Below are 25,160 nucleotides of genomic sequence, written 5' to 3'. Positions count from 1 at the left end.
TTATAATTCCTCCGCAAAACCTCTTTGAAGTTTTCTAAATACTGCATATCCAAGCACAACAAAGAACAATCCTATTCCAAACGCAAGTAATAGTGTACTCATCTTTGGTACCTGCTTATAAAATAAAATATCCCTGTATGCATCTATAATTGGTGTCATTGGATTTAAATACCAAAGATAAGCGAATTGTGCATACTTTGTCGTTGCCACTGTATCCAACACTTTTGATGATGGATACATTACAGGAGTCAAATACATCCATGCCATCGTAACAATTCCAAGTATATATTCCAAATCTCTAAAATAAACTGTAAATGCTGATGTCAGCAGTGCAATTCCCAAACATAGAATATATTCAATTATCATAATCAATGGCAAATAGAGCAGCGCAAAAAAGTTAGCTCCCCAACCCATCGCAATTAAGACTCCAAATATTACAATAAAGCACAATAACATATTAACAAATGAACTTGTTACATTTGCAATTGGCATAATTTCTCTCGGGAAGTAAATCTTTTTAATCATCTCTTTTGAAGCAAGAACACTGCTTGATCCACCTGTTACAGATGAACTGAAGAATATCCATGGAATAAGCGCTACAAATAAGAACAAAGAATAAGGCTGAATATCACTTTTCAACACAAATGAAAATACAACCGTATATACTCCTAACTGCAACAATGGATTAATAAATGTCCACAAAAATCCCAACGCCGAACCCTTATATCTACCTCGCAGGTCTTTTTTCACAAGACTGAATATCATCTGTCTATAGGCATATAATTCTTTTAATGCACTTATCGCTTTCACTTTAATTTCCTCTTTTCTAAATAAATCTGCTCAACTCTATCATTCACCAGTTTTACCGCACTCTCTATACTTAACTTCTCCTCAATGAATTTCTTAGCATTATCCGCCATATTCATTGCAAAGTCTGCGTCTTGATAGAGTTTCTTCATATACTCGGCCGCCTGATTAATATCAGCATCAGCCCAGCGGTATCCTTTTTTAAACAAACCATAATCTTCTTTAATTTCAATGAGTTCATAATCTACCATACATGCAACTTCACTATTCATGAATTCTGTATTCGCAGACCAGTTTGTAGCAATTGTTGGTGTTCCAACAAGCATGGCTTCCGCCATTCCAAGTCCAAATCCCTCTGCTCTATGCAGTGACACAAGCACATCCACTGCCTTAACCAGACTGTTCACTTCAACTTTAGACATATTTGTAGTAATAAAATAAATGCTAGTGTAACCGTCAAAGAAATCCATGATTTTCGCAATTTCACTGCTGTCTTCCATTTCATTTATTTTAATAACGAGACCTACGCTGCTGTTATCTTTATCAAACGCTTTTTTAAATGCTTCCAGTGTTCCAATTGGATTCTTTCTCTCCATTATGCTTCCACTATTATACATCATAAAAAATAGGAACTTGTCCTTAGGTAAATTAAAATGCATCCTATCATATCTTTCATCTGTTGGTGCTTTCACAGGGTATGGTATCGTTCTAACTGGCTTGTCCGTTTTCTTTCGAATACTTTCACTTACAAACTCCGCTGGCGTCCATATCTCGTCTACAAGATCAATACATCCAACCCATTCGTCTGGAAAATCTTCTAGCTCCCAAAGCCAAAACGCAATATTATAGCGGCTATCCCATATTTTCTTTCCTAATTGCATATAGGCCACTGTAAATTCACTTGCATTCACATGAATCAAATTAATATTATATGGCAAATCTTCTGATATTTTATAATCATAGGAGGTATCCGTCATACTTCCACCTGGTAATTGATAATAATTATATACACTAAAATCAATACCACTATTAGTGATTATATCTGCCACTAATCTAGTACTTTGACCTAGCCCATTATCTGCCCTAATATTTCCGATAAGATTGATTCCATTTTTATATTTTTCAGAATCAAATTCCTTAATATTTTGGTTTTTTAAATTATTTGTATTTTTTTCAATCAGTCCATCTTTTACAGCTCTAAGTAACTGAATTGGTATTATTTTCACTAAAATCGGCTTGCACTTTGCTGCTATATCAATAGCTATTCTCGATAAATTCATAGGTGTACATTATAACCCCACTATCTAATTTTTAATCACACCATTATAGCATATGGGTTAAACAAATGCAATGTACGAGGTTTTTTCAGTATTCTTCAGCATTATGCTGTATTTTACTGTTCCAAAACTGCTGCCTTTTCACAGTATTCTTCGTACTCCGCTGTGCTTCCAACTGCTCTTGCATTCACCCTTATCGTATAAGTACCTTGAGGCAAATCAAAAGAATATTTTGTTTGTTTTGAATATTCAGATAATACTGTAGCACCTGTTGCCGTGCCAACAATAATCTGATACTCAGGAACAACTCTCGTTCCTGCCAAACCATCAATCTCAAAGCTTATATTATAAGTGTCATCCTCTTTTTTTATTATGGATAACGCTGTTTGGCAATACACAACTGTATTAACATCTTCATAAAGGGCCGCATATGAATTATAAAAGTACTTTGTTCTGTCAACGCTCCCCCCCTGTGCATCTTTTATAACAGATGCCATTATGGAAGAATATTTGTCTGCAAGTGCTCCGCACATATGGCCATCCCAATCTCCAAAGTCAAGATTACCCCTTGGCATTACATCTTGTCTGAGCAAATTAAAATCATAGTAATCAACACCATATTCTTCTGTTAATTTTTCAAAATATTTCGCCGAAGCTTCAGACGTTCCCGTAAGCACCGGAGCGGGAGTAATTGTTGAAGTGACGCATATAAGTTTAATTCCATTCGCATTACAATAATCAACGATAGCTTTAAACTGTTTCACAACTTTATTGTCTACTTTGTTGTCATTCCATGTACGTCTTTCAATAAATCCTCTTGCCCCATGGCCACCAGGTGCCCTATAAAAGAATCCATTTCCTACATATGGTCCATCTGCACCTTTAACGACAGCGCTTTCTATATTAAAATCATTATATCCATTGTCAAGTTTTATTGAGACCTTATCTTTTATTCCTTTGAAATCACTAATATAATTTGACCATCTCGAGAATGAAATTCTAACATCTTTCTTTAAAAGATTATGAAAGAAATATTCTGCTTTTACCTTTGATGGTTCCAATTGATAGTATATAAATGCATCACTAAAATCATTTTTTGCCAAATCATACCAATACTGATAATCCAAGTCAAGAATAACTGTCTTGGGACTATTATTTCTGCAGCTTTCCTTGAGTAAATAATAGGAATCCTCCATTGTTTCACTAGGGATGCATAAATTAATTGAATTGGTTCCTAATGTCTCATCCAACCTATAGGGATCAATTGCACTGCGTCCATGTGATGCACCCAGTATAATACAATCATACTTTTCATCAGAATAATTAAGCGTATGCAAGATCACTCTTACGTACCCAGATGGAACAAAAATAAAATCACAGATTGCAAAAATAATGCAACAGATAATTGCGAATATAATACACTTTAATATCTTCTTAAAATTGCGCATATATAAAACCTCCTACCTTTGCCGATACAGTTCCAAGCAATGGAATCGATATGATAAGTGCTATATATATTGCCCATCGAATTGGCAATATTCTTCTTGCAATTGCCTCACGTACTTCAATGTTTTTCTCTTTTAATACACTAACAATAAACCATACGACACAAGCTGCAATTAATATCATAATTTGTAATGAATCAAGTCCAAGTTTCAAAAGTGAACCATCTGTTAATGCTGAAAAGGAAAATCCCTTTACAGAATAATACATCATATAAACTGCATCTTTCAAACTATTCCCTCTATCAAAATACCAACCAATATTGATCAATACAAATGTACGAAATATTTGAAATAATCTCCAAGTCCTAGTTTTTGCATTAATATGTGTTATTTCAAACATCTTTATATAGACGGGCTGAAACATACCGCTAAACGCAATAATAAATCCATTATATAAACCATATATAATGAACTTCCATGACGCACCATGCCATAGGCCTACAATAAAGAAAATCAATAAATCCGCCAAACAAATCGGAAGTACTCGTCCTATTGCATTACCGAATTTCTTTTTCGAAAATTTACCAAATTTATTCATTCCCTTTGAAAGTGAAAATGGATAAAATATATAATCCTTCATCCATGTTCCCAACGTAATATGCCATCTTCTCCAAAATTCTGAGATAGAGTGTGAAAAGAATGGTTGTCTGAAATTCGCATCTATTTTGATATCAAAAAGCTCTGCCGTACCCATTACTACATCCATCCCACCGGCAAAATCACCATATAATTGAATGCAGTATGCCAATACGCCGACAATCACTACGACTCCAGCATATTTATCATCATGGTCAAACACCTGATTCGCAATTATTCCTGCTCTATCTGCAATTACTAATTTTTTAAAGAATCCCCAACAGATAAGCTGTAACCCTTGCTGGATTTTTGTTAGATTAAAATAATGTTTTTCATAAAACTGATGGGCTAATCTGTTATATCTACCAATTGGTCCCTGAAGAATCTGAGGAAAAAACGAAACAAACAATGCAAATTTAAATATATTCTTATCCGCTTCATATTTTCCTTGGTATATATCGATTATGTATCCCATTGACTGGAATGTATAGAATGATATCCCTAATGGTAATAAAAGGTCCATTCCAGCTATGGTATATTGAATTCCAAATAATCTGTGCATTATTCCATTAATATTTTCAACTCCAAAATTAAAGTATTTCAATACTGCAAGAATTCCGAAGTTAAACAAAAGCATAATGAATACAACTTTTCTTTTATTGCCTTTTGTGTTAGCCTTGATTTTCTTCTTTTCTTCTGACGTAATATTTGATTTATTCTTTAGTATTTTATTTGCACCATCATTACTATACTTCTCAATCAATCTGCCACCGATATAAGTTGATATAGTTGTAAATGCGATAAAAGCCATCGGCTTTATACCATAAGTAGCATAATAAAAATAGCTTATAAACAACAGCCATATCCACTGAACTTTTTTTGGTATAAAATAATATACAATAACTCCTATTAATAAAAATAATAGAAAGCCTGTTGATACAAACGACATTTTTTCCTCCAATAATTAATTATTTATTTATTATAGTATTTTTTTATTATTTCATTTTATATGGTTTCATTAATAAATTTCCTTACAATTCCACCTAACTTCTCTGGCAAATATTGTCCAAGTGCTTGATCATATAATATCTTATCTACCTTATTTGAAAAAGTCATCATTGCTTCACACAAATTATTAATCTGCTCATTTTCATTAACATGAATGTCAAATTCATTTACACAATCGCCAATTATCTCATCGTATATTTCTAGGTTACTCACCAATATTGGTTTATAATATTTCATCACTTCAAGTATTGGCATTCCAAAGCCCTCCGCCTTTGACGGAAATACAAAACACGCACAATTAGAAAATAACTCTTGCTTCTTCTCATGAGTCACATAATCCATATACTCTAATCCTTCAACTTCTTGTTGTGTGGCTTCTAATAAAATTCTAATATCTTCTTCCTGCATCTTTCCTGCAAGAATCAAATTTCTTTCACCACCACGTTTTCTATATTCCTGATAGCATTTTAATAGCAAATCCACGCCTTTTCGCTTCTCCATATTACCCACATATAAAAAGTATCCTTCATTTCCAATCTTAGGAACCTCTCTTAACGGATTAGAAATAATATATGCGATGCTATTTTTAATCTTTCTAGCTCTTGGCAATATTTTTTCTGTAGTTGTTTTAGATTGCTTTGAGTTATATAAAATCATATCGGTATTTTTTAGTGTCTTTTTCAAATTATATTTAAAATAGATACTATATATAAAACCAAAATACTTTACATGTGTAATTGGAAACATATCATGAATTGTGATCATTGTTTTGTGATTACCAATAAGCTTAACAGGAATGATCGCATTGACTTCCCAAAACAATTCGGGTTTGATATCATCAAGCGCCTCTTGGATAAATCCAAAATATGCATATACGCCTGCGCTTCGATACACTTCTTTTCCTTGGGTCCTAATTTCTACACCCAGATTTCTAAAATAATCGATATACTCACTAGTAGCCACATCTGCTAATAATATAAATTCAAATTCCTCGTAATTAACTAATTCTTTAAGGAAATCAAACAAATACATACCCACACCGCTTGGCTGGCTGCCCATTGTTCTCGCATCAACTACTATTTTCATTATAACCTCTTCCCAGTTATCCCTGAATCTTATTTACCCTATATAAATACCTCTTCTAATATTATCTAATATTATTATCTAATTAAACTATCTTATACTTAGGATTGAATCTCTTTTATGTAACGCCTGGTTGCATCTTGCCAGGTTGGCATCTTTTCAAATCCATTTTCAGTTAGCTTGTCCTTACTCATTCTACTATTTTTAGGCCTTTTTGCTTTCGATGGAAATGCATCACTATCGACCGGTGTTACTTCAACATCAATGCCTGCTACTTTAAATACTTCACATGCAAAATCATACCAGCTGCATAAGCCTTCATTCGTAGCATGATATATTCCATATTTATCAGACTCAATCATATTGCAAAGAAGTACGGCTAAATCTGCCGTATATGTCGGAGATCCAATCTGATCTGATACGACACTAACTTTACCTTTCTCTTTTCCAAGTCTTAGCATCGTTTTGATAAAGTTATTACCATTAATACCAAACACCCATGAGATACGAACGATGAAAAACTTCTCTACATATTTTTGAAGCATCTTCTCACCTTCATACTTCGTAAGTCCATAAGCATTCAATGGTTTGGTAACTTTATCATCTGGTTCCCAAGGCCTATCGCCTTGCCCATCAAATACATAATCAGTACTGATGTACATCATTTTACAGTCCAACTCTTTGCAAACCTTTGCAATGTTTTCAGTACCTTCAGCATTCACTTTTCTACAAATATCAATGCTTTCTTCTGCTTTGTCCACGGCTGTATATGCTGCACAGTGGATTACCGCTTGTGGGTTTACTTCTTTCATTACCTTTAAAACCAATGTATAATCTGTAATATCCATGTCTTGTGCATCAACACCTACAGCTTCATGTCCTCTTTTTTGTAACTCTACCATTACATCATATCCTAATTGACCGTTGACTCCTGTCACTAATACTTTCATTCAATTAATCCTCCAAAATATACATTCTCACTAGCGATCCGAATACATCTTTTTATAATAACTCTGGTATTCACCACTAATGATGTTTTCCCACCATGATTTATTTTCTAAGTACCATTTGACAGTCTTCTTAATACCTTCATCAAATAATGTTGTTGGCTCCCACCCTAATTCATCGTGGATTTTAGTTGGATCAATTGCATAACGCATATCGTGTCCTAGTCTATCGGTCACATATGTAATTAAGTCTTCACTTTTCCCTAATTCCTTAATTATAGTCTTCACTACTTGGAGATTCGTTCTTTCATTATGTCCACCAATATTGTATACTTCGCCTACTCTACCATTATGAATAATTAAATCAATTGCATGGCAATGATCTTCGACATATAACCAATCTCGCACATTTTCTCCCTTGCCATATACGGGAAGCTGCTTTTCTGCCAATGCATTTGCGATAATAAGTGGAATTAATTTTTCTGGAAAATGATATGGACCGTAATTATTTGAACATCTTGAAATGGTAACCGGAAGTCCAAAGGTTCTATGATAAGACATTACAAGTAAATCTGCGCCTGCTTTAGATGATGAATAAGGGCTTGAAGTATGAAGAGGAGTATCCTCCGTAAAGAAAAGATCTGGCCTGTCAAGAGGTAGATCCCCGTAAACTTCATCAGTTGAAACCTGATGATATCTAGTAATTCCATATTTTCTACATGCATCAAGAAGTACGCCAGTCCCTACTACATTCGTCTGGATAAAGATTCCTGGATCTTCAATTGAACGGTCAACATGACTTTCCGCTGCAAAGTTAACAAGTATATCTGGCTTTTCATCCTCAAAAATCTTGTACACTGCAGCCCTATCTGCAATATCCGCTTTAATAAACTTAAACTTAGGATTGTCCATCACCGGTGAAAGCGTTTCCATATTCCCTGCATATGTCAAATTATCCAAGCATATAATACTATAATCGGGGTATTTTTCTAACATCATGTGTACAAAATTACCTCCGATAAATCCTGCACCACCAGTTACTATAATCTTCATAATATTTCTCCCATTCTATGTAATTATAAATATTACTTTCTATCTATATTTTAGATTAATAAAGTATTTTAATTAATAAAGTATTTTTGATTAGTAAAGTATTTTACCTTCTGCTACTTTTTTTAAATGCAAACCATAAGGTGATTTACCATAGTTATTTGCATGTTCTAATAATTGCTCTTTACTGATCCAATCATTTTTATATGCAATTTCCTCAATTGCAGAAATCTGAATTCCTTGTCTATTTTCAATTACCTTAATAAATTCAGTTGCTTCTGCTAATGCATCCATAGTACCTGTATCAAGCCAAGCATAGCCTCTTCCAAGTGTGACTACATTTAGCTTACCTTTTTCAAGATATATTCGATTTAGATCTGTTATCTCAAGTTCCCCTCTAACTGAAGGCTTAATTGATTTCGCATAATCACAAACGCATTGATCGTAGAAATAAAGCCCCGTAACGCAATAATTTGACTTAGGATTCTCAGGCTTTTCTTCAATTGAAATAGCTTTACCATCTTTGTCAAATTCAACAATACCAAATCTTTTTGGATCCTCAACATAATATCCAAATACAGTAGCACCATCTTGCCTTTGGGCCGCATCTTTCAGATGATTGACTAGTCCGCTTCCGTAAAATATATTATCACCAAGGACCATTGCACAAGAATCACCATCAATAAATTCTTCGCCAATTATAAAGGCCTGCGCAAGTCCATCTGGGGATGGCTGGACTTTATACGATAATTCAATTCCAAGCTTATTACCATCTCCAAATAATCTTTCGAAATTTGGTAAATCTTGTGGTGTAGAAATGATTAGAATTTCTTTGATTCCAGCCATCATTAATATAGACAATGGATAAAATATCATTGGTTTATCATATACAGGCAATAATTGTTTACTTGTTACCAGTGTCAATGGATATAACCTCGTTCCACTTCCACCTGCTAAAATAATCCCTTTCATCAATACCTCCAATCTGTCAAGAAAATTTATATGTTTCTACGATTCCTTTAACCATCTCTCTAACTTTATCAGTTTCATCGTATACACTTTTCTTCAACTGATCCAAATTATCGAAGAAACAATCTTTATCAAATTCAAGCGGTTTTCCAATATGAATAAGTTTATTTCTAGTATTTTGAAGACCTTCCTCCGCCATAAGTAATTCTTCATAGAGTTTTTCACCTGGGCGAAGCCCTGTGTATTCTATGTTCATATCAACCCCAAGTGTGTAACCTGACAAGCGGATTAAATTTTTAGCTAAGTCATCAATTTTGACTGGCTCTCCCATATCAAGAATAAAGATTTCTCCACCCTGTGCATATGCGCCTGCCTGAAGCACCAATGAAACAGCTTCCGGAATCGTCATAAAATATCGAATGATATCATGGTGTGTTACTGTAACCGGTCCACCCGCTTCAATTTGCTTTTTAAATAATGGAATTACACTTCCATTACTCCCAAGAACATTTCCAAATCTTACAGCAACATAGTCCGTTTTTGACTTCCCATTGTATGCCTGAACAATCATCTCACACATTCTCTTAGAAGCTCCCATAATATTGGTTGGATTAACGGCCTTGTCTGTAGATATTAGAACAAACTTTTCAGCACCATATTTATCCGCCATCTTGGCTACATTTAATGTACCAAATACATTGTTTTTGATTGCTTCATTCGGACTGTCCTCCATAAGCGGTACATGTTTATGCGCTGCTGCATGATATATAATATCAGGTTTGTATTGTGCAAATATTGAATCCACACGGCTCGTATTTCTAACAGAGCCAATCAATGTCTCTATGTTCGCTTCCGGATGCTCCCTAAGCAGTTCCTGTTGAATATCGTATGCATTATTTTCATATATGTCGAATATAATTAGTTTTTTTGGCTTGTGAGACACAATCTGTCTGCAAAGTTCACTGCCGATTGATCCGCCCCCGCCAGTTACCAAAACCGTCTTATTTCTAACATAACCCATAATAGAATCGATATCTACTTCAATTGGCTCTCTTCCAAGCAAATCTAATACGTCAACTTTACGAATATCATTAATGTTAACTTCTCCATCTACCATTTGGTAAACGCCTGGCAAAATCTTAAGTTCACACTTTGTCTCTTTACATATATTAAGTATATTTTTTCTATCTTCTACCGATGCTGAAGGAATAGCAAATATAATCTCATCGATATCATAATCAACTGAACATTCTTTAATTTTATCTCTATTGCCGACGATCTTGATACCATGAATATACTTTCCTACTTTTTCAGGTTTATCATCAATTACACATACAACTTTGCTATTATCAAGATATCTACTATTAGAAATTTCTCTAATTAATACGTTAGTAGCATCTCCGGCTCCGATAATCATAATACGTACAGTTTCATCTGTTTGACGGTAACTTTGAAGTACAGTTCTTATCATTCTATACATAAAACGACTTGCACTGATTGATATTACAAGAAATACTCCTGACAAGAAATAAGTACTTCTTGGAAGTGCCAAACCCAAATACATAGTTGCAGCAACGTGAATCAGTTCTGTTATTACACAGGCTTCAACAATCTTATATAATTCCGCAATACTTGCATACTGCCACAAACTATGATATATTTTACAACACCAAAACACTAATAATGTGATAATTGTAAATGGAATTAAAAATCGTTCATAACGATCAATATACTGCAGTTCAATAAGTTTTATTGTCATCTCATATCGCATCATTAAAGCTAACAGTACTGATCCATTTATTAAAATAATATCTGTTAATATCAAAAATATTCTTCTAACAATCAATTGTATTTTATCTTTTCTAGTTTGTACCATTTTTTATTCCTTTCCTCCAATTAGGCATTTTTATCATGCCTATAAGAGTTCCAATCCCGTACGCTACGTGTAAAACAAAAAATAAGAACGGCAATGCTATATTTGATATATTCCTTTGCTCTTTCTTTGCTCCTATTGCTGCAACCGCAGCCATAACGAATGCTAGTAACCAATAAACGATCCACATAAAAGCAGTAATACTATATATTATAATTACTAACCAACCTAATCCTGCAACCTTGCAATCAGTGAATGTTAATATAAATGATAGCAACGTTGTAATAATGATTGCAAGCACAAATGCAAATGGAACAAAGTGGTACAGTGATAAGCACTTTGGACATATACCAGTTGTTAAGCCTATCCAATAACCATTTGCATACTTTTGCTGTATCATTTTCTTTGTGTTGCTTCTTACATGCTGGTAAGATATAATCTTTGGATCAAAGCATAACTTGTAACCAGCTTCTCTCATTCGATAATGAATTTCATTATCTTCAGTTCTTCCCAGATTCTCATTAAAGGTCCCTATATTCTTGAACACTTCTCTTCTATATGAAGCATGAAACATTGATTTAACATATGTTTTATCTTGATTTCTTCTGTATGGTGCAATGCTACTACCAAACATAGAGCCTTCTGCTAAAAGTAATGTCTCTTTCCACGGTGTACTTTCATCAATAATGTTAGGTCGAAAGCCGCCTACAATATCTTCACCTAGTTCCAATGTTTCAACATTTTTTCTAACAAAATCTTTTGGGATTGTTGCATGTGCATCAATTTTAAGTATTGCCTCTCCTGAATATGACTCTAGCGCCACATTCCACCCACAAGGCAAAGTTTTCTTTTCATTTTGTAAAACTTGCACTTTATAGAATCCATAATTAACCTCTCCATTATGATTGGAGAAATCATCCATAATAGTTTTTGTTTGATCTGTCGAATTGCTATTTACAAATACAATCTCTATATTCCTATGATCATAGTCTTGACTACAAATTTGGCCAAGTAATTTTTCCAATGTATTTTCTTCATTATAAGCAATTACGCAAACTGTTATTAACATTATCACTCCCTTATTTCAAAACCGCAAAAAAAGTTGCTAACATAGTCATTATATCCGAAAGAAGTGAAAATTGCTTGACGTTTATAAGATTAAATTTCATTTTCTCAGGAAGCACTTTTTCAATATATACCTTATTAATGTCATCTGCACCCTCTAAAAGCTTATCTTCATCCTTATATTCAATACTTGTCCTAGAGGTAAGGCCTGCTGGCAACAAAAGCGTTGCATACATTTCATTTGTATAACAGTCTACATACTTCTTAACTTCTGGCCTTGTCCCAACAAATGTCATATCACCAATTAATATATTAATTAACTGTGGCAATTCATCGATCCTTTTTTTTCTAAGCATAGCTCCAACTCTTGTGATTCTAGCATCGCCAACTGCTGTTACTTGCACGCCAAATTTTTCAGCATTGTTTACCATTGATCTAAATTTAAATATACGAAATATTCTACCATACTGAGTTACTCTTTCTTGGCGAAAAAAAACCGGGCCTTTTGAGTCTAGTTTAATCATTATCATAAGTACTACCATAAAAGGTGATATTATCAATAGCATAATCATAGATGCTATTACATCAAATATTCTCTTGAAAAGCATGCTGCACTGCCTTTTCTTGATAATATCATAATACTTCTTCACTTCCTTGGTTTTCATATAGCTTGGAAGTTCAGACCATTTTTTCAACTGCATAAGGGATCCTCAATTCAATTTCTTTATTATCTATTACATTCCTTAAATACATCAATAATATACTGAACTTGCTCATCTGTAAGGCATGTATTCAAGGGTAATGTGATTTCATTCTCAAACATTGCATAGGCATTGGGATAATCATTTATATCAAATCCAAGATTTTTGTACGCTGTATGCATAGGCAATGGTTTGTAATGGACATTCGTAGCAACTCCATTTTCTGCCATTTTAGTAATCAAGCCATTCCTGTATGTGCTATCTTTTCCAATAAGACGTACCAGATACAAATGTCCACTAGATATAAAACAATCATTCGTTCCATTATCCCCACTATTGCACAAAATAGTACTTGTCCCCGTCAGATTACTGAAATGTTGAATAACTTCAATATTTTCGCCTTCAAGGCCTCTTGTGTAAGCTTCTATAATGACTTTCCGTCTTTTCAAAAGCCCTTCATAACGTTTCATCTGTACCAAACCAATAGCTGCCATTATATCAGTCATATTACATTTGTAATAGGGTGCTACGATGTCATATTCCCATGAACCAAGTTGAGTCTTTGCTAGTGCATCTTTTGATTGACCGTGAAGCGTTAGAAGCATAAGTTTCTTATAGATCTCTTCATTATCAACTCCAACTATATCTTTCCAAACTAGGGCTCCGCCTTCTCCTGTCGTAAAATTCTTAACTGCATGAAATGAAAAGCTCGTAAAATCAGCAACTTCCCCACTCATTTTTTTAAGTCTGCTTGCGCCAAAACCATGTGCGGAATCCGATAACACAAGAATTCTTCCAAGTGCTGCCTGCATCTTGCTAGACGCTTTGAACAAGTGTTTCTTAGACTCAACGATTTCAAGGATTCTATTATAATCTGCCATTACTCCTGCTATATCAACTGGAATAATCGCCTTTGTCTTCTCTGTGATTGCAATCTCTAGGGCATCGTAATCAATATGATATGATCCTGGTGCCGTATCTACCAATACTAATTTTGCGCCTACGTGGCAAACAACGCTTGCAGATGCTGTATAGGTATAGGCTGGGACAATCACTTCATCACCTTCACCTATATCGAATAAACGAAGCGCCATCTCTGCACATGCCGTTGCTGAATTCAAGCATACAGCTTTACTTGTATGACAATATATTGCAATTTCATTTTCTAGGGATTTTGTCTTAGGTCCAGTCGTAAGCCATCCTGAACGAAGTACCTCACTAACCGCATTAATTTCCTCTTCCGTTATGTCTGGAGGAGAAAAAGGAATATTCATTTTTATATTCATAATTTTAAAGCCTCTCTTACGCTTGTCTAAATTCTAATCTTATGTTCAATCATATTAGTTAATTTTATCTATATTTTATAAATTATACCTTTTTTTTATAACTTATTCAACAGATAATTATTTTGTTGCACTTACTGTCGCTGTCTCAGCTTCCATATTTGGAAATGAATAATTCAAATCTCCAGTCGCATTCGCGATCGATATGGTGTAACTCTTTGTTGCACAACCTGATTTTGTAAATGAAATCACTTTATTTCCAGATGACTTAGTGAATGAAACTGGTACAATTCCAATATACACACTGTCTACATAAACAGCAGCTCCCTCTGGCAATTTTATATTAACCGAATATCCTGATGTCAAATCTGCAGTCGTTGCTGATTTTGTTGATCTTGTCGAGGTTGTAGATGTCGATACCATATCTATAATTTTCTTCTCATATACCGAATTCACAATAAATGTTTCACTATATGTAGTATAATTATTCGCTTTTAGAATTACTGTATGACTTCCATAATTAAGTTGTAATTCTTTGCTGTAATCTACCTGACTACCATCTATATAAATAACCGCATTCGAAGGCGTAACGGAGAATAGCACTGCTCCCGTTTTTACCACTTCTGCTTTATACTCACTAAAATCTACAGTAATATCTTTATCTCTTTGAATAACAACCGTTTTTGAGCCTTGTAAACTTCCTAGCTGCATAGCAATCTTGTATTCTCCTTCAGGTGCCGTGACTACCATATTTTCTGAAACAAGAAGGATTAATTTAGTTCCAATATCAACATAGCCCCCTACAAAGGGACTATATCCTGAAAACCTTACATATCCATGCCCTCTGTCAACCGTTACCGAATATATAGTCTTCCCAATTCCACGAACAGTTAAAACATCTTGACTCATTATCTCGTTTGGATTTATTTTACTGTTATTAGATAAAGTCACAGTACTACTTGTATATTTGTAGTTTGTAGTGCCAATCGTCATAATAAGTGATGCTTCATTAACGCCAAAATTAGTGATGCCTGAATTTTCCCAAACATCACTTGATTCAAATATGGTAAGTGCCTTTCCACTCTTATTGCATACAACATTAAACACATCACCTAAAGCCATCTGAGATGATGCAATGATTGATTGATGCTTATTTTGAATATCAGTACCACCTGTATAATTGACTTCGTACTCACTTCCAGACTCAACATCAACAAAATGCATCTTTAGTTTAGTTGCATCCAAATATGTGAGTACACCCGTCATTTTAATTTCATTACTATTCGTTTTTTCCGTGCTAGAATTTGTTTTACTATAAATTGGTAATATGGAGCTTCCTGGGACTGCTGCTGATTTTTTAGTTGAAGAACTACACCCTGCCATCAATCCAGCTACCATTACCAAAACCAATAATATAACTACTAATTTTATATCCTTTATATTTAAGTGCTCTTTTGTAATTTTCATAATATTTCCTCTGTTCGTACAAGTGTACATTAATTAAGTTATCACAATGAATATAGTAACGATTTTAACATAATGACGCTGTTTATGCAATTGTATCAACAAATTTTTCACGTAACGGATTCTGCGAAATAACCAATTCGAGCTTTTCTATACTTTTTCTTGGAATCCAGGATTTGTTAGAATTGAAATAGTAATTAATTATCTTCCAGAATTTTTCTGGATATGCAAACAAAACTGCAAGTAACTGCAAATCTATATCGCTTATTTTCTTTACATTATCATACTCCTCAATCATTTTATAGGCGAGCTTTATATCCCAGTTGTTTTTTTCAAGAAGTTTACGCATGAATTGATATAAATCAGAAATTTGACTGTTGATTTTACACCTATCAAAATTAGTAACTGCAATACATCTACTAGAAAACAAAACATTATGATAACTATAGTTGCCATGACATAACTCAGATGTCCTCTTTGCATTTTCCAACCTCTCACTATAATTTAAATTCTCAATCATCTTAGTAGCTCTTAACGCCTCTTCATAAAACATCTGAAAATGATCTCTTGCAATACGTTCAAATTCTGTCCTTTTTTTCTTATTTCGAAGATAGTTATTAACCATCTTAAGTTCCTTTGTTTTTTTTAGAAATTGAAAATTATAATCAATCACATTACTTGTAAATTCCAAACCAGACATCATATCTTCATTAGAGGAAGACAATGTATTAAGGTTTATATGTAGTTGTGCCAAGGTTCTTACCGCCCCACAAGCATCACTTAGGTTCATAATGTCGCATTCACGCCCATCAAACCAATCTTTAACAATATACTTTCTATTTTCATCACTAATGGCAATTAATTTTCCCTCTTTATTTCTACAATAGGTATCCACATTAACAAACCCTGTTTGTAGGAGAGCTTGTGTGATTTTATCTTCATGCTCATAATGTGTTTCTGCTTTATTGCATTCATATAATAATTTTAATCCTTGATTTGTATTTAAAATGATTCCACCACGATCTCTACTTGTTTTGTAGACATTAAAATCGTATTGTTCTAAAACACTCAATGATTTTTCATTCATTCCAAAAAAATCCCCCTCCACATATCTTTCTAATAATATGTGAGAGAGGGATAAAAAATACCTTATGTATACTATCTATTTTCAATCATTGCAATTAATGTTTCTTTTTCATTCAATTTAGGATTTTCCATGACTATATGAAGCAATTCATCAAGAGTTTCTCCAATTATTGGACCCTTCAAACCGTATTCCATAAGGTCAGAACCATTCACATTCAAATCCTTAACAGATATACAATCTCCTCTATCCATAATTTCTTGGTAAAGGCGTTTCAATACTGCTATATGATTTTTCCCACCAGTCATCTTTATTCCTGTTGATATTTCCTTCGCCTTTAAAATAGTTTCTTGATGCAAAATTATAAGTGGAATAATATCTTTTCCATATTTATATATTGCTTCTCTCACAGACGGCTCTTTTTCCTGAATTACCAATTTAGAACACTCTACTAGTTTCGTTACCGTATATATAGTATTATTATCAAGTTTTAAGTCTTTTAATGTCTCTGTAACCTTATCCGCCGGAATATCATTTAGAAGTGCTGCATATTTTAAAACTAGCTCTTTGGGAGAAATTTTAAGCATTGTAAGTGTTACTACGCTACGCCTACCTGACAAAACAACATCTATTATAGGAAGTATTTGTTTTGTAAGTCTTGTTTCATACATCATCATAATATAATCTGGATGGTCTGAAAGTAAAGTCTTGTTAAGCTCTACATGAATTCTTTCGCGACTTACTTTATTAATATTAACAGCTAGTTCTTTAATAGCTGCATAGGTTTGGTCTTCAATAGAGAATCCTAATTGTGCAGAAAATCTTATTGCACGCATCATTCGAAGTGCATCTTCTGAAAATCTATCAGTGGGATTACCTACACACCTTATGATTTTACTATTCAGATCGTCAATTCCATTAAATTGATCAACCAATCCCGTTGCATTATTATATGCCATAGCATTAATCGTAAAGTCTCTTCGTTTTAGGTCATCTTCCAAGCAGACTGAAAATTCAACTGATTTCGGATGTCGTCCATCCTCATAGTCACCGTCAATACGATAAGTTGTGACTTCATATCCACTTTTGTCAATCATAATAGTAACTGTGCCGTGCTTTATTCCTGTATCAACAGTACGCTTGAACAAAGCCTTCACTTGCTGAGGAACCGCGGAAGTTGTAATATCCCAATCCTCTGGCGTACGTTTAAGAACTGAATCCCTTACACATCCACCGACCGCATAAGCCTGATTTCCATCAGACTCAAGTTTTGAGATTATGTTAACTACATTCTCCGGCAAATCTACATAAATATTTTCTTTTTTCATTCTAATAAGCCTTACCCCAATATACCATTGATTTTGCTGGTTTTCCGCAACATACGCACACATCAGAAAGTTTCTCCTGCACAAATGGCATACATCTTGAAGTAGCTGTTGTTTCTTGCTTTATCTTGTCTTCACATGCTTGATCACCGCACCACATTGCCTTAATAAATCCTGGCTTTGTTGCAACGATTTCTTTGAACTCTTCATAGTTAACAGCCACAAATGTATGAGCATCTCTATGTGCTTTTGCTCTTTCAAGCATCTCTATCTGCATCGTTTCAAGGATTTCTCCAACTTTTTCTTTCAAATCATCAAATGATACAGTGATTTTTTCTCGTGTATCTCTTCTAACAATAATTGCCTGGTTCGCTTCAATATCTCTTGGTCCCATTTCTATACGAATTGGGATTCCACGCATTTCTTGTTCTGAGAACTTCCAACCTGGACTCTTATCGCTGTCATCAACCTTAACTCTAAAATCCGATAACATAGTCTTAACAACTGCAGCTTTTTCAAGAACGCCTTCCTTTTTTTGCATAATAGGAATAATAACAACTTGAATTTGGGCAATTCTTGGTGGAAGTACAAGACCACTGTCATCACCATGAACCATTATAATTCCGCCAATCAGTCTAGTTGACATACCCCAAGAAGTCTGATGTGCATATTTTAATGTATTGTCTTTATCTGTAAACTGAATACCGAATGCCTTAGCAAAGCCATCCCCAAAGTTATGGCTTGTTCCTGACTGAAGACCCTTACCATCATGCATAAGTGCTTCAATTGTATAGGTTGATTCAGCTCCAGCAAATTTTTCTTTATCTGTTTTTCTACCTCGAATAACTGGCATTGCAAGAACTTCCTCACAAAAATCAGCATACAAATTAAGCATCTGCTGTGTTCTAGCTTCAGCTTCCTGTGCAGTTGCATGGACTGTATGTCCTTCTTGCCATAAGAATTCTCTTGAACGAAGAAATGGTCTTGTTTCCTTTTCCCAACGAACAACAGAACACCATTGATTATATATTTTAGGTAAATCTCTATAGGAATGAATTTCATCTTTGTAGAAGTCGCAAAAAAGCGTCTCTGATGTAGGTCTTATACAGAGTCTTTCCTGTAATTGATTCAGTCCACCCATTGTAACCCAAGCAACTTCTGGGGCAAATCCATTCACATGATCTTTTTCTTTTTCAAGAAGGCTTTCTGGAATAAACATTGGCAAATACACGTTTTCTACACCTACTTCTTTAAAACGTCTATCTAATTCATGTTGAATATTTTCCCAAATCGCATAGCCTGACGGTTTAAATATCATGCATCCCTTTACGCTTGAATAGCCCATAAGTTCCGCCTTTTTAACAACATCTGTATACCATTGTGCAAAATCCACTTCCATCGAAGTAATCGCCTCTACTAACTTACTATCCACCGCCATTTAAGATCTCCTTATTTATCAATTCTTAATATTAAATTCCATTTGAATTACTAGAAATAATATTTCCATGTTTCAATCTGTCATATTTTACTAAGTTTACCACGTTCAAGTTGGCTTTTCAAGTAAAGTATAATTGTTTTAATGATTACGTAAGAAACTGGTCCTAATATAAATCCCAGTATCCCATATAGCACAAGACCCATGTAAATAATGACCATCATTGTAAATGGGGCAATTCCTAAACGATCACCCATAAACTTCGATTCCATAAACTCTCTTAACAAATACGTAATAATATACACTGTAAATAGTACCGCCGCCGAGAAAAAATGCCCTGCAACTAACAAAATAATACACCATGGAATCAGCACCGTTCCCGTACCAAACATAGGTAATGCATCAAGCAATCCCAGTATAATTCCCAATACAATTGCATAGGGATTTTTAATTAGTATAAATCCAAAAACGCATATGATAGCCGTCAATAGCATTATTAACAATTGGACCTTAAAATAAATTTTGGTCAAAGCATCTAGCTTGTCCGTTATCACCTTAACTTCTGATGCAAACATAGAGCGCTCACGCCATTCCTTTATTTTTTCATAATCTTTACTAATATACACAACTGACATAAGTATTATAAAAAACACTGCAATAAAAGTCACAATTTTAAATATCAGAGGAATAGAACCATCCACAATTGTAGGAATCATGTTTTCTTCTGATTTCGTCATAAATCCATCCATATTATTATTTAAAAATTTGATGGTGTCACCACTCTTTATCCCCATCCAACCATCCAGGTTATTACAGACATCACTTACCTTTGCATTCGCCATTTCCATATAATAATCATACTTATTAATAAATGATTTTGTCTCAAGAAATACTCTATAACTTACAAAGCTAATAATTGAAATTACAATAACCGCAAGTACAACCATAATAATACTAGAAGCTATAATCTTATTTCCCCGAAACCGTTTACTTAATCGCTTTGCAGATTTTTCAGTTGCATATGCCAATAAAAATGCAATTACAAACGGAGCTACAATTGGAAATATGTACTTAAATATTAAGTATACACTTCCTGCAACTCCGATTCCACTTACTAACATAATTAGTTTATTTTTAATCTCTCTATCCATAAAAGTCACCCTCAATACAATCATTATTGATTATATTGTTAGCGGTACCACAACGGATTATACATCTATCTATGCAAATAATTTAAATATACTCGCTTCTGGGTTAATCTCAAACTTTTGTTTCCCAATTTGAAGGGAATAAGCACAAAGTGCAATTCCATTTGAGTCATTTGTGGCACCGTCACAAATCTTGTGTATAGAATTATCAGTATCATCATATTTGCTATCGCCCTCAAGCACTAGTCCCCTAGTTGCAAACTGTACACGAATCTGATGGTGACGTCCTGTAATTAGATGAATCTTAACAAGAGTTAAGTTCTTGCCCGTATTCTCATCAACAATGGTTTTTATAACTTCATACTCTAGTTCAGCACGCTTTGCATCTTTGATATCTTTAGATACAACAGTAGACGTATTGGCCTTACCATCTTTCAAAAGATAATCAACAAAACTTCCTTTATCATTGACTGGTTTTCCACAAACTACCGCATAATAATATTTATTAAATTCATTTTTTTGCATAAGCTTATTCAGTGCTGCCGCTTCTTCCTTTGTTTTTGCAAAGACCATAAGACCACTTACTTGGCGGTCTAACCTGTTAATAACGCCAACAAATGTATCCTCGCCCTTCTTCTTGCGATAAGTCATAAGGGCACTTACCATATCCACATCAAAGGACTTTCCACTTTGAGCCAAAACACCTGTTGGCTTGTTGCAAACGAACATTTTATCATCTTCATATATAATCTGTAAATTCATACTTATCCTCATTACTCTAGCTTGATTTAGCAAGACACATCACAAGTTTGTGCCACAGGCACTAATCTTATAAGTATATCTTTGATTCACTTTTTTCACACTTTAAAGCGATATCCTACACCCCATATTGTCTCAATATACTGTGGTTTTGAAGTATCAAATTCAATTTTTTCTCTGATTTTCTTAATGTGAACGGTAACTGTCGCTATATCCCCGATTGATTCCATGTCCCATATTTCTCTAAACAGCTCATCTTTCGTATATACCCTATTCGGATTTTGTGCTAAAAATGTGAGCAAATCAAATTCCTTCGTAGTAAAGACTCGTTCTTCTCCATTTACAAATACTCTTCTTGCTGTTTTATCAACTTTAATTCCACGAATTTCAACAATTTCATTATCGCTCTTTGACGTGCTTACAAGTCTGTCATATCTTGATAAATGTGCTTTCACTCGGGCAACTAATTCACTTGGACTAAATGGCTTTGTAATATAATCATCAGCTCCAAGTCCCAACCCTCTGATTTTATCGATATCTTCTTTCTTCGCAGATACTAAAATGATTGGCGTATTTTTAACTTCTCTAACACGCTTGCATATTTCAAATCCATCTGAACCAGGAAGCATCAGATCAAGAATTATGATATCAAAATCTTCTCCCAATGCTTTAGCCATACCCACAGTTCCGTCCTTTTCTATCACTACACTAAATCCACTTAACTCCAAATAATCTTTTTCAATTTCTGCAATACTTTCTTCGTCTTCTACAATTAATACTTTACTCATCTTTATAATCCTCCTTTAATAATTCCAAATGCATTACTGTTCCAATATTTTCTTTACTTTCTGCCCATATATTCCCATTATGATCGATAACTATCTTCTTTACAATAGCAAGTCCAATTCCACTTCCTCCTTGTGCTGAATTTCTAGAAGAATCAGCCCTATAAAAGCGCTCAAAAATATGTGGCAAGTCATCCTTACTTATTCCTTTTCCATTATCTTCGATTCTTATATGTACATAAGCGCCTTTATCATATATATCAATTTTAATACGCCCCTTTCTATCAGATAAATATTTGATAGAATTACTTATGATATTATTAATTACCCTTTTGAGTTGTTCTGCATCTGCAAATATAAACATCTTAGAATTTGCATGATTACGATATTCAAGTTCTATTCCCTCTGCTTCAAGATCCGTCCTTATTTCATGGTAGCAATCGTCAAAATACTCATTTACACTAAGCCTCTTGAAAACATAAGGGATTCTATTTGTATCAATCTTTGAGTAAATTGTTAGCTCATTAATAAGTCTGTCCATGTCATTTACTTTATTGAATATTGTTTTTAAATATTTTTCTCTCTTTTGTGGTGTATCAGCAACTCCATCTATCAATCCCTCAACGTAGCCCTTAATTGCTGTTAGTGGAGTTCGTAAATCATGTGAAATATTACTAATTAATTCTTTTTCCTCTATATCAAATTTAACCTTTTCTTGCGTTGATTTACTCAGAATCACTCTCATCTCTTCAAAGTCATGACATAAATATGCGATTTCATCTTCGCCCTCGATTGGCATTTCAAAATCAAGATTACCTTCTTTAATATTTTGTGTTGCTAACTTAAGCCTTGCAAGTGGTCTAATTACCGACTTATATATCCACATAATCAAAAAAGAACTTGTTGCTACTAATACTAAAATTATTATAATTATTCCTTCTGTAATAAATAACTTTATTTGTGGAATAATCTGCTTAACAGAAGTAGCAATTGAAACGCTAAAATAATTATTATTGATATCTGTAAAATCAAGCTGTTTAACCATGCTTTGGTATACTCCACCATAATAAGTACTAGACTCAGCGTTATTTTCTGCAGCTCCAAACTGCGGTAACATTTGGTATAATTCACTTTCTTTCATCTTTGAGCTAGAATATATAATCACTCCATTTTTTCTAACAATAAGTGTAGACAACTTTTGATGTGCTTTTTCTGCATACCCGCTTAAAAATTCCTTGTTTTCAAATTGATTAGGATATACTAAAGCCACATCTTTCATCTCCACATACAAACTAGTTGTCATCTTTGTAAGAAGTGAAACTGGTGTATATATACTTGAAAAAGCTGATATATCATCAACTCCATAATATTCACTTATATTTTTTGCCTGATGCTTCATTAACGATCCTATCGTCAAACAACAAAGCATTATTGGTAATATTATCATTATAAAAAATGATATTTTTAACTTTGTGCTTAACTTCACAAACATCCCTCCATAAAATGATTTTATTCTGTATATCAAATTTTTTTAAAATAATTTATCAAGTCTTATTATATCACATTATATACTTATTATGTTTTTAAAACATATTTCGAAAATTATTAAATTACTATTAAAAAATGCATAATAAGCAGGGACCCTAACATTAGTTATAACATCTGGGGTTCAGCTTATTATGCAGTGATTTTCATCAACCTATTTTTAACTTCGTTTTTAAAGCTTCTTTTTCTGAATCAATACGTTCTATAATTGCGCCTAAGTCTTGCAGTTTAATCTCAAAATCTTCATATCCTCGTTGAATGTATTCAATTTCATCAATCTGTGAAATACCTTCCGCTGATAGTGCAGCAATTACTAATGCCGCTCCGGCTCTAAGATCTGGTGATGACATCTGTGCTCCAGTTAACTTTTCAACGCCTTCTACATATGCGGTGTTACCTTCCACTTTAATCTTCGCACCCATTCTTACGATTTCATCAACATATTTAAATCTATTTTCAAATATACTTTCTATAATCATACTTGAACCCTTAGCAATTGAAAGAACTGCTGCCATTTGTGGTTGCATATCTGTTGGAAAACCAGGATATGGTAATGTCTTCACATTTGTACTCTGTAAATTTTCAGTTCCAACAACTCTAATTGCATCATCAAATTCCTCAACTGTACATCCAATTTCAATCAGTTTGGCTGTTAATGATTCCAAATGCTTGGGAATTATATTCTTAATTAAAACATCCCCTGCTGTTGCTGCTGCTGCACACATAAATGTTCCTGCTTCAATCTGATCAGGTATAATTGAATAAGTTGTTCCATGAAGTTTTTCAACTCCTTTAATTCTAATTATATCAGTTCCTGCTCCCTTAATATTAGCGCCCATCGAGTTTAGGAAGTTCGCTACATCAACAATATGTGGTTCTTTCGCCGCATTTTCAAGAATAGTATTACCCTCCGCCAAACAAGCCGCCATCATAACATTAATTGTCGCACCAACTGAAACAACATCAAAATATATATGTCCACCAACAAGTTGTTCTGCTGATGTATTAATCATACCATGTGATATATCAACCGTTGCACCTAATGCTCTAAATCCTTTGAGATGTTGATCAATTGGCCTGCTTCCAATGTTACAGCCACCTGGTAATGCAACTTGTGATTTGTTATATTTTCCTAGCAATGCACCAAGCAAATAATAAGATGCTCTGATTTTTCTTATATACTCATAATCTACGATAACATCACAAATCGACCCACCATTTATTTCAATTGTATTATTGCTAACAAACTTTACTTTTGCTCCAATTCCTTCTATTGCCTGTAATAAAACTCTTGTATCTCTAACATTCGGAACATTCTCTATTGTAACAGTCTCATCTGTCATTATCGCCGCAGCCAAAATACCAAGCGCTGCATTCTTTGCTCCACCGATAGAAACTTCACCGTGAAGTGGGACTCCGCCCTTAATTATAAATTGTTCCATATACGCACCTCTAACATTTTAATAAAAAT

Annotated in this window: 21 protein-coding genes; all 21 read right to left on the bottom strand. The window is 33.9% G+C overall.

Annotation, left to right across the window (positions count from 1 at the left end; translation table 11 throughout):
• The 21 genes from BMY18_RS06405 to BMY18_RS06305 all read right to left on the bottom strand — a co-directional run bounded on the left by BMY18_RS06405 (nt 1) and on the right by BMY18_RS06305 (nt 25,131).
• Nucleotides 1-810, bottom strand: a complete 810-nt coding sequence (locus BMY18_RS06405; RefSeq protein WP_330385950.1) for an ABC transporter permease — start codon at nt 808-810, stop codon at nt 1-3.
• Nucleotides 807-2,087, bottom strand: a complete 1,281-nt coding sequence (locus tag BMY18_RS06400) for a glycosyltransferase family 4 protein (protein WP_092451775.1) — start codon at nt 2,085-2,087, stop codon at nt 807-809. The genes BMY18_RS06405 and BMY18_RS06400 overlap by 4 nt, the downstream gene beginning before the upstream one ends.
• Before the next feature lie 113 nt (nt 2,088-2,200).
• On the bottom strand, nt 2,201-3,532 hold the full coding sequence (locus BMY18_RS06395) for a hypothetical protein (RefSeq protein ID WP_092451773.1): 1,332 nt from the start codon (nt 3,530-3,532) through the stop codon (nt 2,201-2,203).
• On the bottom strand, nt 3,519-5,114 hold the full coding sequence (locus BMY18_RS06390) for an MBOAT family O-acyltransferase (protein WP_092451771.1): 1,596 nt from the start codon (nt 5,112-5,114) through the stop codon (nt 3,519-3,521). The genes BMY18_RS06395 and BMY18_RS06390 overlap by 14 nt, the downstream gene beginning before the upstream one ends.
• A 56-nt stretch (nt 5,115-5,170) precedes the next feature.
• Nucleotides 5,171-6,259, bottom strand: a complete 1,089-nt coding sequence (locus tag BMY18_RS06385; RefSeq protein WP_242940979.1) for a glycosyltransferase family 4 protein — start codon at nt 6,257-6,259, stop codon at nt 5,171-5,173.
• Between the two features lie 98 nt (nt 6,260-6,357).
• Entirely contained in the window at nt 6,358-7,206 is an 849-nt protein-coding gene (rfbD, locus tag BMY18_RS06380) for a dTDP-4-dehydrorhamnose reductase (RefSeq protein WP_092451769.1), read from the bottom strand.
• 30 nt (nt 7,207-7,236) lie between these two features.
• Complete coding sequence (gene rfbB, locus BMY18_RS06375) at nt 7,237-8,256, bottom strand: dTDP-glucose 4,6-dehydratase (protein WP_092451767.1); 1,020 nt, start codon at nt 8,254-8,256, stop codon at nt 7,237-7,239.
• A 90-nt stretch (nt 8,257-8,346) separates the two neighbouring features.
• Entirely contained in the window at nt 8,347-9,225 is an 879-nt protein-coding gene (gene rfbA, locus BMY18_RS06370) for a glucose-1-phosphate thymidylyltransferase RfbA (RefSeq protein WP_092451765.1), read from the bottom strand.
• A 16-nt stretch (nt 9,226-9,241) separates the two neighbouring features.
• Entirely contained in the window at nt 9,242-11,098 is a 1,857-nt protein-coding gene (locus tag BMY18_RS06365) for a polysaccharide biosynthesis protein (RefSeq protein ID WP_092451763.1), read from the bottom strand.
• A complete protein-coding gene (locus BMY18_RS06360) occupies nt 11,085-12,164 on the bottom strand; it encodes a glycosyltransferase (RefSeq protein ID WP_092451761.1) in 1,080 nt (359 codons plus the stop codon). The genes BMY18_RS06365 and BMY18_RS06360 overlap by 14 nt, the downstream gene beginning before the upstream one ends.
• Before the next feature lie 10 nt (nt 12,165-12,174).
• Nucleotides 12,175-12,861: a sugar transferase gene (locus BMY18_RS06355; RefSeq protein ID WP_092451759.1), complete on the bottom strand. Its 687-nt coding sequence runs from the start codon at nt 12,859-12,861 to the stop codon at nt 12,175-12,177.
• A gap of 26 nt (nt 12,862-12,887) precedes the next feature.
• Nucleotides 12,888-14,135 (bottom strand): DegT/DnrJ/EryC1/StrS family aminotransferase, encoded by a 1,248-nt coding sequence (locus BMY18_RS06350; protein ID WP_092452179.1) that lies wholly within the window; start codon nt 14,133-14,135, stop codon nt 12,888-12,890.
• A gap of 129 nt (nt 14,136-14,264) precedes the next feature.
• On the bottom strand, nt 14,265-15,611 hold the full coding sequence (locus tag BMY18_RS06345) for a PEGA domain-containing protein (protein WP_092451757.1): 1,347 nt from the start codon (nt 15,609-15,611) through the stop codon (nt 14,265-14,267).
• A gap of 82 nt (nt 15,612-15,693) precedes the next feature.
• Entirely contained in the window at nt 15,694-16,695 is a 1,002-nt protein-coding gene (locus BMY18_RS06340) for a CotS family spore coat protein (protein WP_092451755.1), read from the bottom strand.
• Between the two features lie 71 nt (nt 16,696-16,766).
• Complete coding sequence (locus tag BMY18_RS06335) at nt 16,767-18,020, bottom strand: CCA tRNA nucleotidyltransferase (protein ID WP_092452176.1); 1,254 nt, start codon at nt 18,018-18,020, stop codon at nt 16,767-16,769.
• Between the two features lies 1 nt (nt 18,021).
• Nucleotides 18,022-19,455, bottom strand: a complete 1,434-nt coding sequence (proS, locus tag BMY18_RS06330; protein ID WP_092451753.1) for a proline--tRNA ligase — start codon at nt 19,453-19,455, stop codon at nt 18,022-18,024.
• A gap of 80 nt (nt 19,456-19,535) precedes the next feature.
• The gene (locus BMY18_RS06325) at nt 19,536-20,603 is read right to left on the bottom strand and encodes an AI-2E family transporter (protein WP_170841324.1); all 1,068 of its coding nucleotides are present in this window, start codon (nt 20,601-20,603) and stop codon (nt 19,536-19,538) included.
• Between the two features lie 69 nt (nt 20,604-20,672).
• Nucleotides 20,673-21,362 (bottom strand): RluA family pseudouridine synthase, encoded by a 690-nt coding sequence (locus BMY18_RS06320; protein WP_170841323.1) that lies wholly within the window; start codon nt 21,360-21,362, stop codon nt 20,673-20,675.
• Nucleotides 21,363-21,457: 95 nt separating this feature from the next.
• On the bottom strand, nt 21,458-22,147 hold the full coding sequence (locus BMY18_RS06315; RefSeq protein WP_092451747.1) for a response regulator transcription factor: 690 nt from the start codon (nt 22,145-22,147) through the stop codon (nt 21,458-21,460).
• Nucleotides 22,140-23,630: a sensor histidine kinase gene (locus BMY18_RS06310; protein WP_242940977.1), complete on the bottom strand. Its 1,491-nt coding sequence runs from the start codon at nt 23,628-23,630 to the stop codon at nt 22,140-22,142. The genes BMY18_RS06315 and BMY18_RS06310 overlap by 8 nt, the downstream gene beginning before the upstream one ends.
• Nucleotides 23,631-23,838: 208 nt before the next feature.
• Nucleotides 23,839-25,131: a UDP-N-acetylglucosamine 1-carboxyvinyltransferase gene (locus BMY18_RS06305; protein WP_092451745.1), complete on the bottom strand. Its 1,293-nt coding sequence runs from the start codon at nt 25,129-25,131 to the stop codon at nt 23,839-23,841.
• Nucleotides 25,132-25,160 lie beyond the last annotated feature (29 nt).

The organism is [Clostridium] fimetarium (genome assembly GCF_900111235.1).
GTDB classification, from domain to species: Bacteria; Bacillota; Clostridia; order Lachnospirales; family Lachnospiraceae; genus Clostridium_N; species Clostridium_N fimetarium.
This window is presented reverse-complemented; position numbering and strand designations above follow the sequence as displayed.

Coding starts and splice junctions, on each gene's coding strand:
- BMY18_RS06400 (WP_092451775.1), bottom strand. CDS start 2,087: ATGAATTTATCGAGAATAGCTATTGATATAGCAGCAAAGTGCAAGCCG.
- BMY18_RS06395 (WP_092451773.1), bottom strand. CDS start 3,532: ATGCGCAATTTTAAGAAGATATTAAAGTGTATTATATTCGCAATTATC.
- BMY18_RS06390 (WP_092451771.1), bottom strand. CDS start 5,114: ATGTCGTTTGTATCAACAGGCTTTCTATTATTTTTATTAATAGGAGTT.
- BMY18_RS06385 (WP_242940979.1), bottom strand. CDS start 6,259: ATGAAAATAGTAGTTGATGCGAGAACAATGGGCAGCCAGCCAAGCGGT.
- rfbD (WP_092451769.1), bottom strand. CDS start 7,206: ATGAAAGTATTAGTGACAGGAGTCAACGGTCAATTAGGATATGATGTA.
- rfbB (WP_092451767.1), bottom strand. CDS start 8,256: ATGAAGATTATAGTAACTGGTGGTGCAGGATTTATCGGAGGTAATTTT.
- rfbA (WP_092451765.1), bottom strand. CDS start 9,225: ATGAAAGGGATTATTTTAGCAGGTGGAAGTGGAACGAGGTTATATCCA.
- BMY18_RS06365 (WP_092451763.1), bottom strand. CDS start 11,098: ATGGTACAAACTAGAAAAGATAAAATACAATTGATTGTTAGAAGAATA.
- BMY18_RS06360 (WP_092451761.1), bottom strand. CDS start 12,164: ATGTTAATAACAGTTTGCGTAATTGCTTATAATGAAGAAAATACATTG.
- BMY18_RS06355 (WP_092451759.1), bottom strand. CDS start 12,861: ATGCAGTTGAAAAAATGGTCTGAACTTCCAAGCTATATGAAAACCAAG.
- BMY18_RS06350 (WP_092452179.1), bottom strand. CDS start 14,135: ATGAATATTCCTTTTTCTCCTCCAGACATAACGGAAGAGGAAATTAAT.
- BMY18_RS06345 (WP_092451757.1), bottom strand. CDS start 15,611: ATGAAAATTACAAAAGAGCACTTAAATATAAAGGATATAAAATTAGTA.
- BMY18_RS06340 (WP_092451755.1), bottom strand. CDS start 16,695: ATGAATGAAAAATCATTGAGTGTTTTAGAACAATACGATTTTAATGTC.
- BMY18_RS06335 (WP_092452176.1), bottom strand. CDS start 18,020: ATGAAAAAAGAAAATATTTATGTAGATTTGCCGGAGAATGTAGTTAAC.
- proS (WP_092451753.1), bottom strand. CDS start 19,455: ATGGCGGTGGATAGTAAGTTAGTAGAGGCGATTACTTCGATGGAAGTG.
- BMY18_RS06325 (WP_170841324.1), bottom strand. CDS start 20,603: ATGGATAGAGAGATTAAAAATAAACTAATTATGTTAGTAAGTGGAATC.
- BMY18_RS06320 (WP_170841323.1), bottom strand. CDS start 21,362: ATGAATTTACAGATTATATATGAAGATGATAAAATGTTCGTTTGCAAC.
- BMY18_RS06315 (WP_092451747.1), bottom strand. CDS start 22,147: ATGAGTAAAGTATTAATTGTAGAAGACGAAGAAAGTATTGCAGAAATT.
- BMY18_RS06305 (WP_092451745.1), bottom strand. CDS start 25,131: ATGGAACAATTTATAATTAAGGGCGGAGTCCCACTTCACGGTGAAGTT.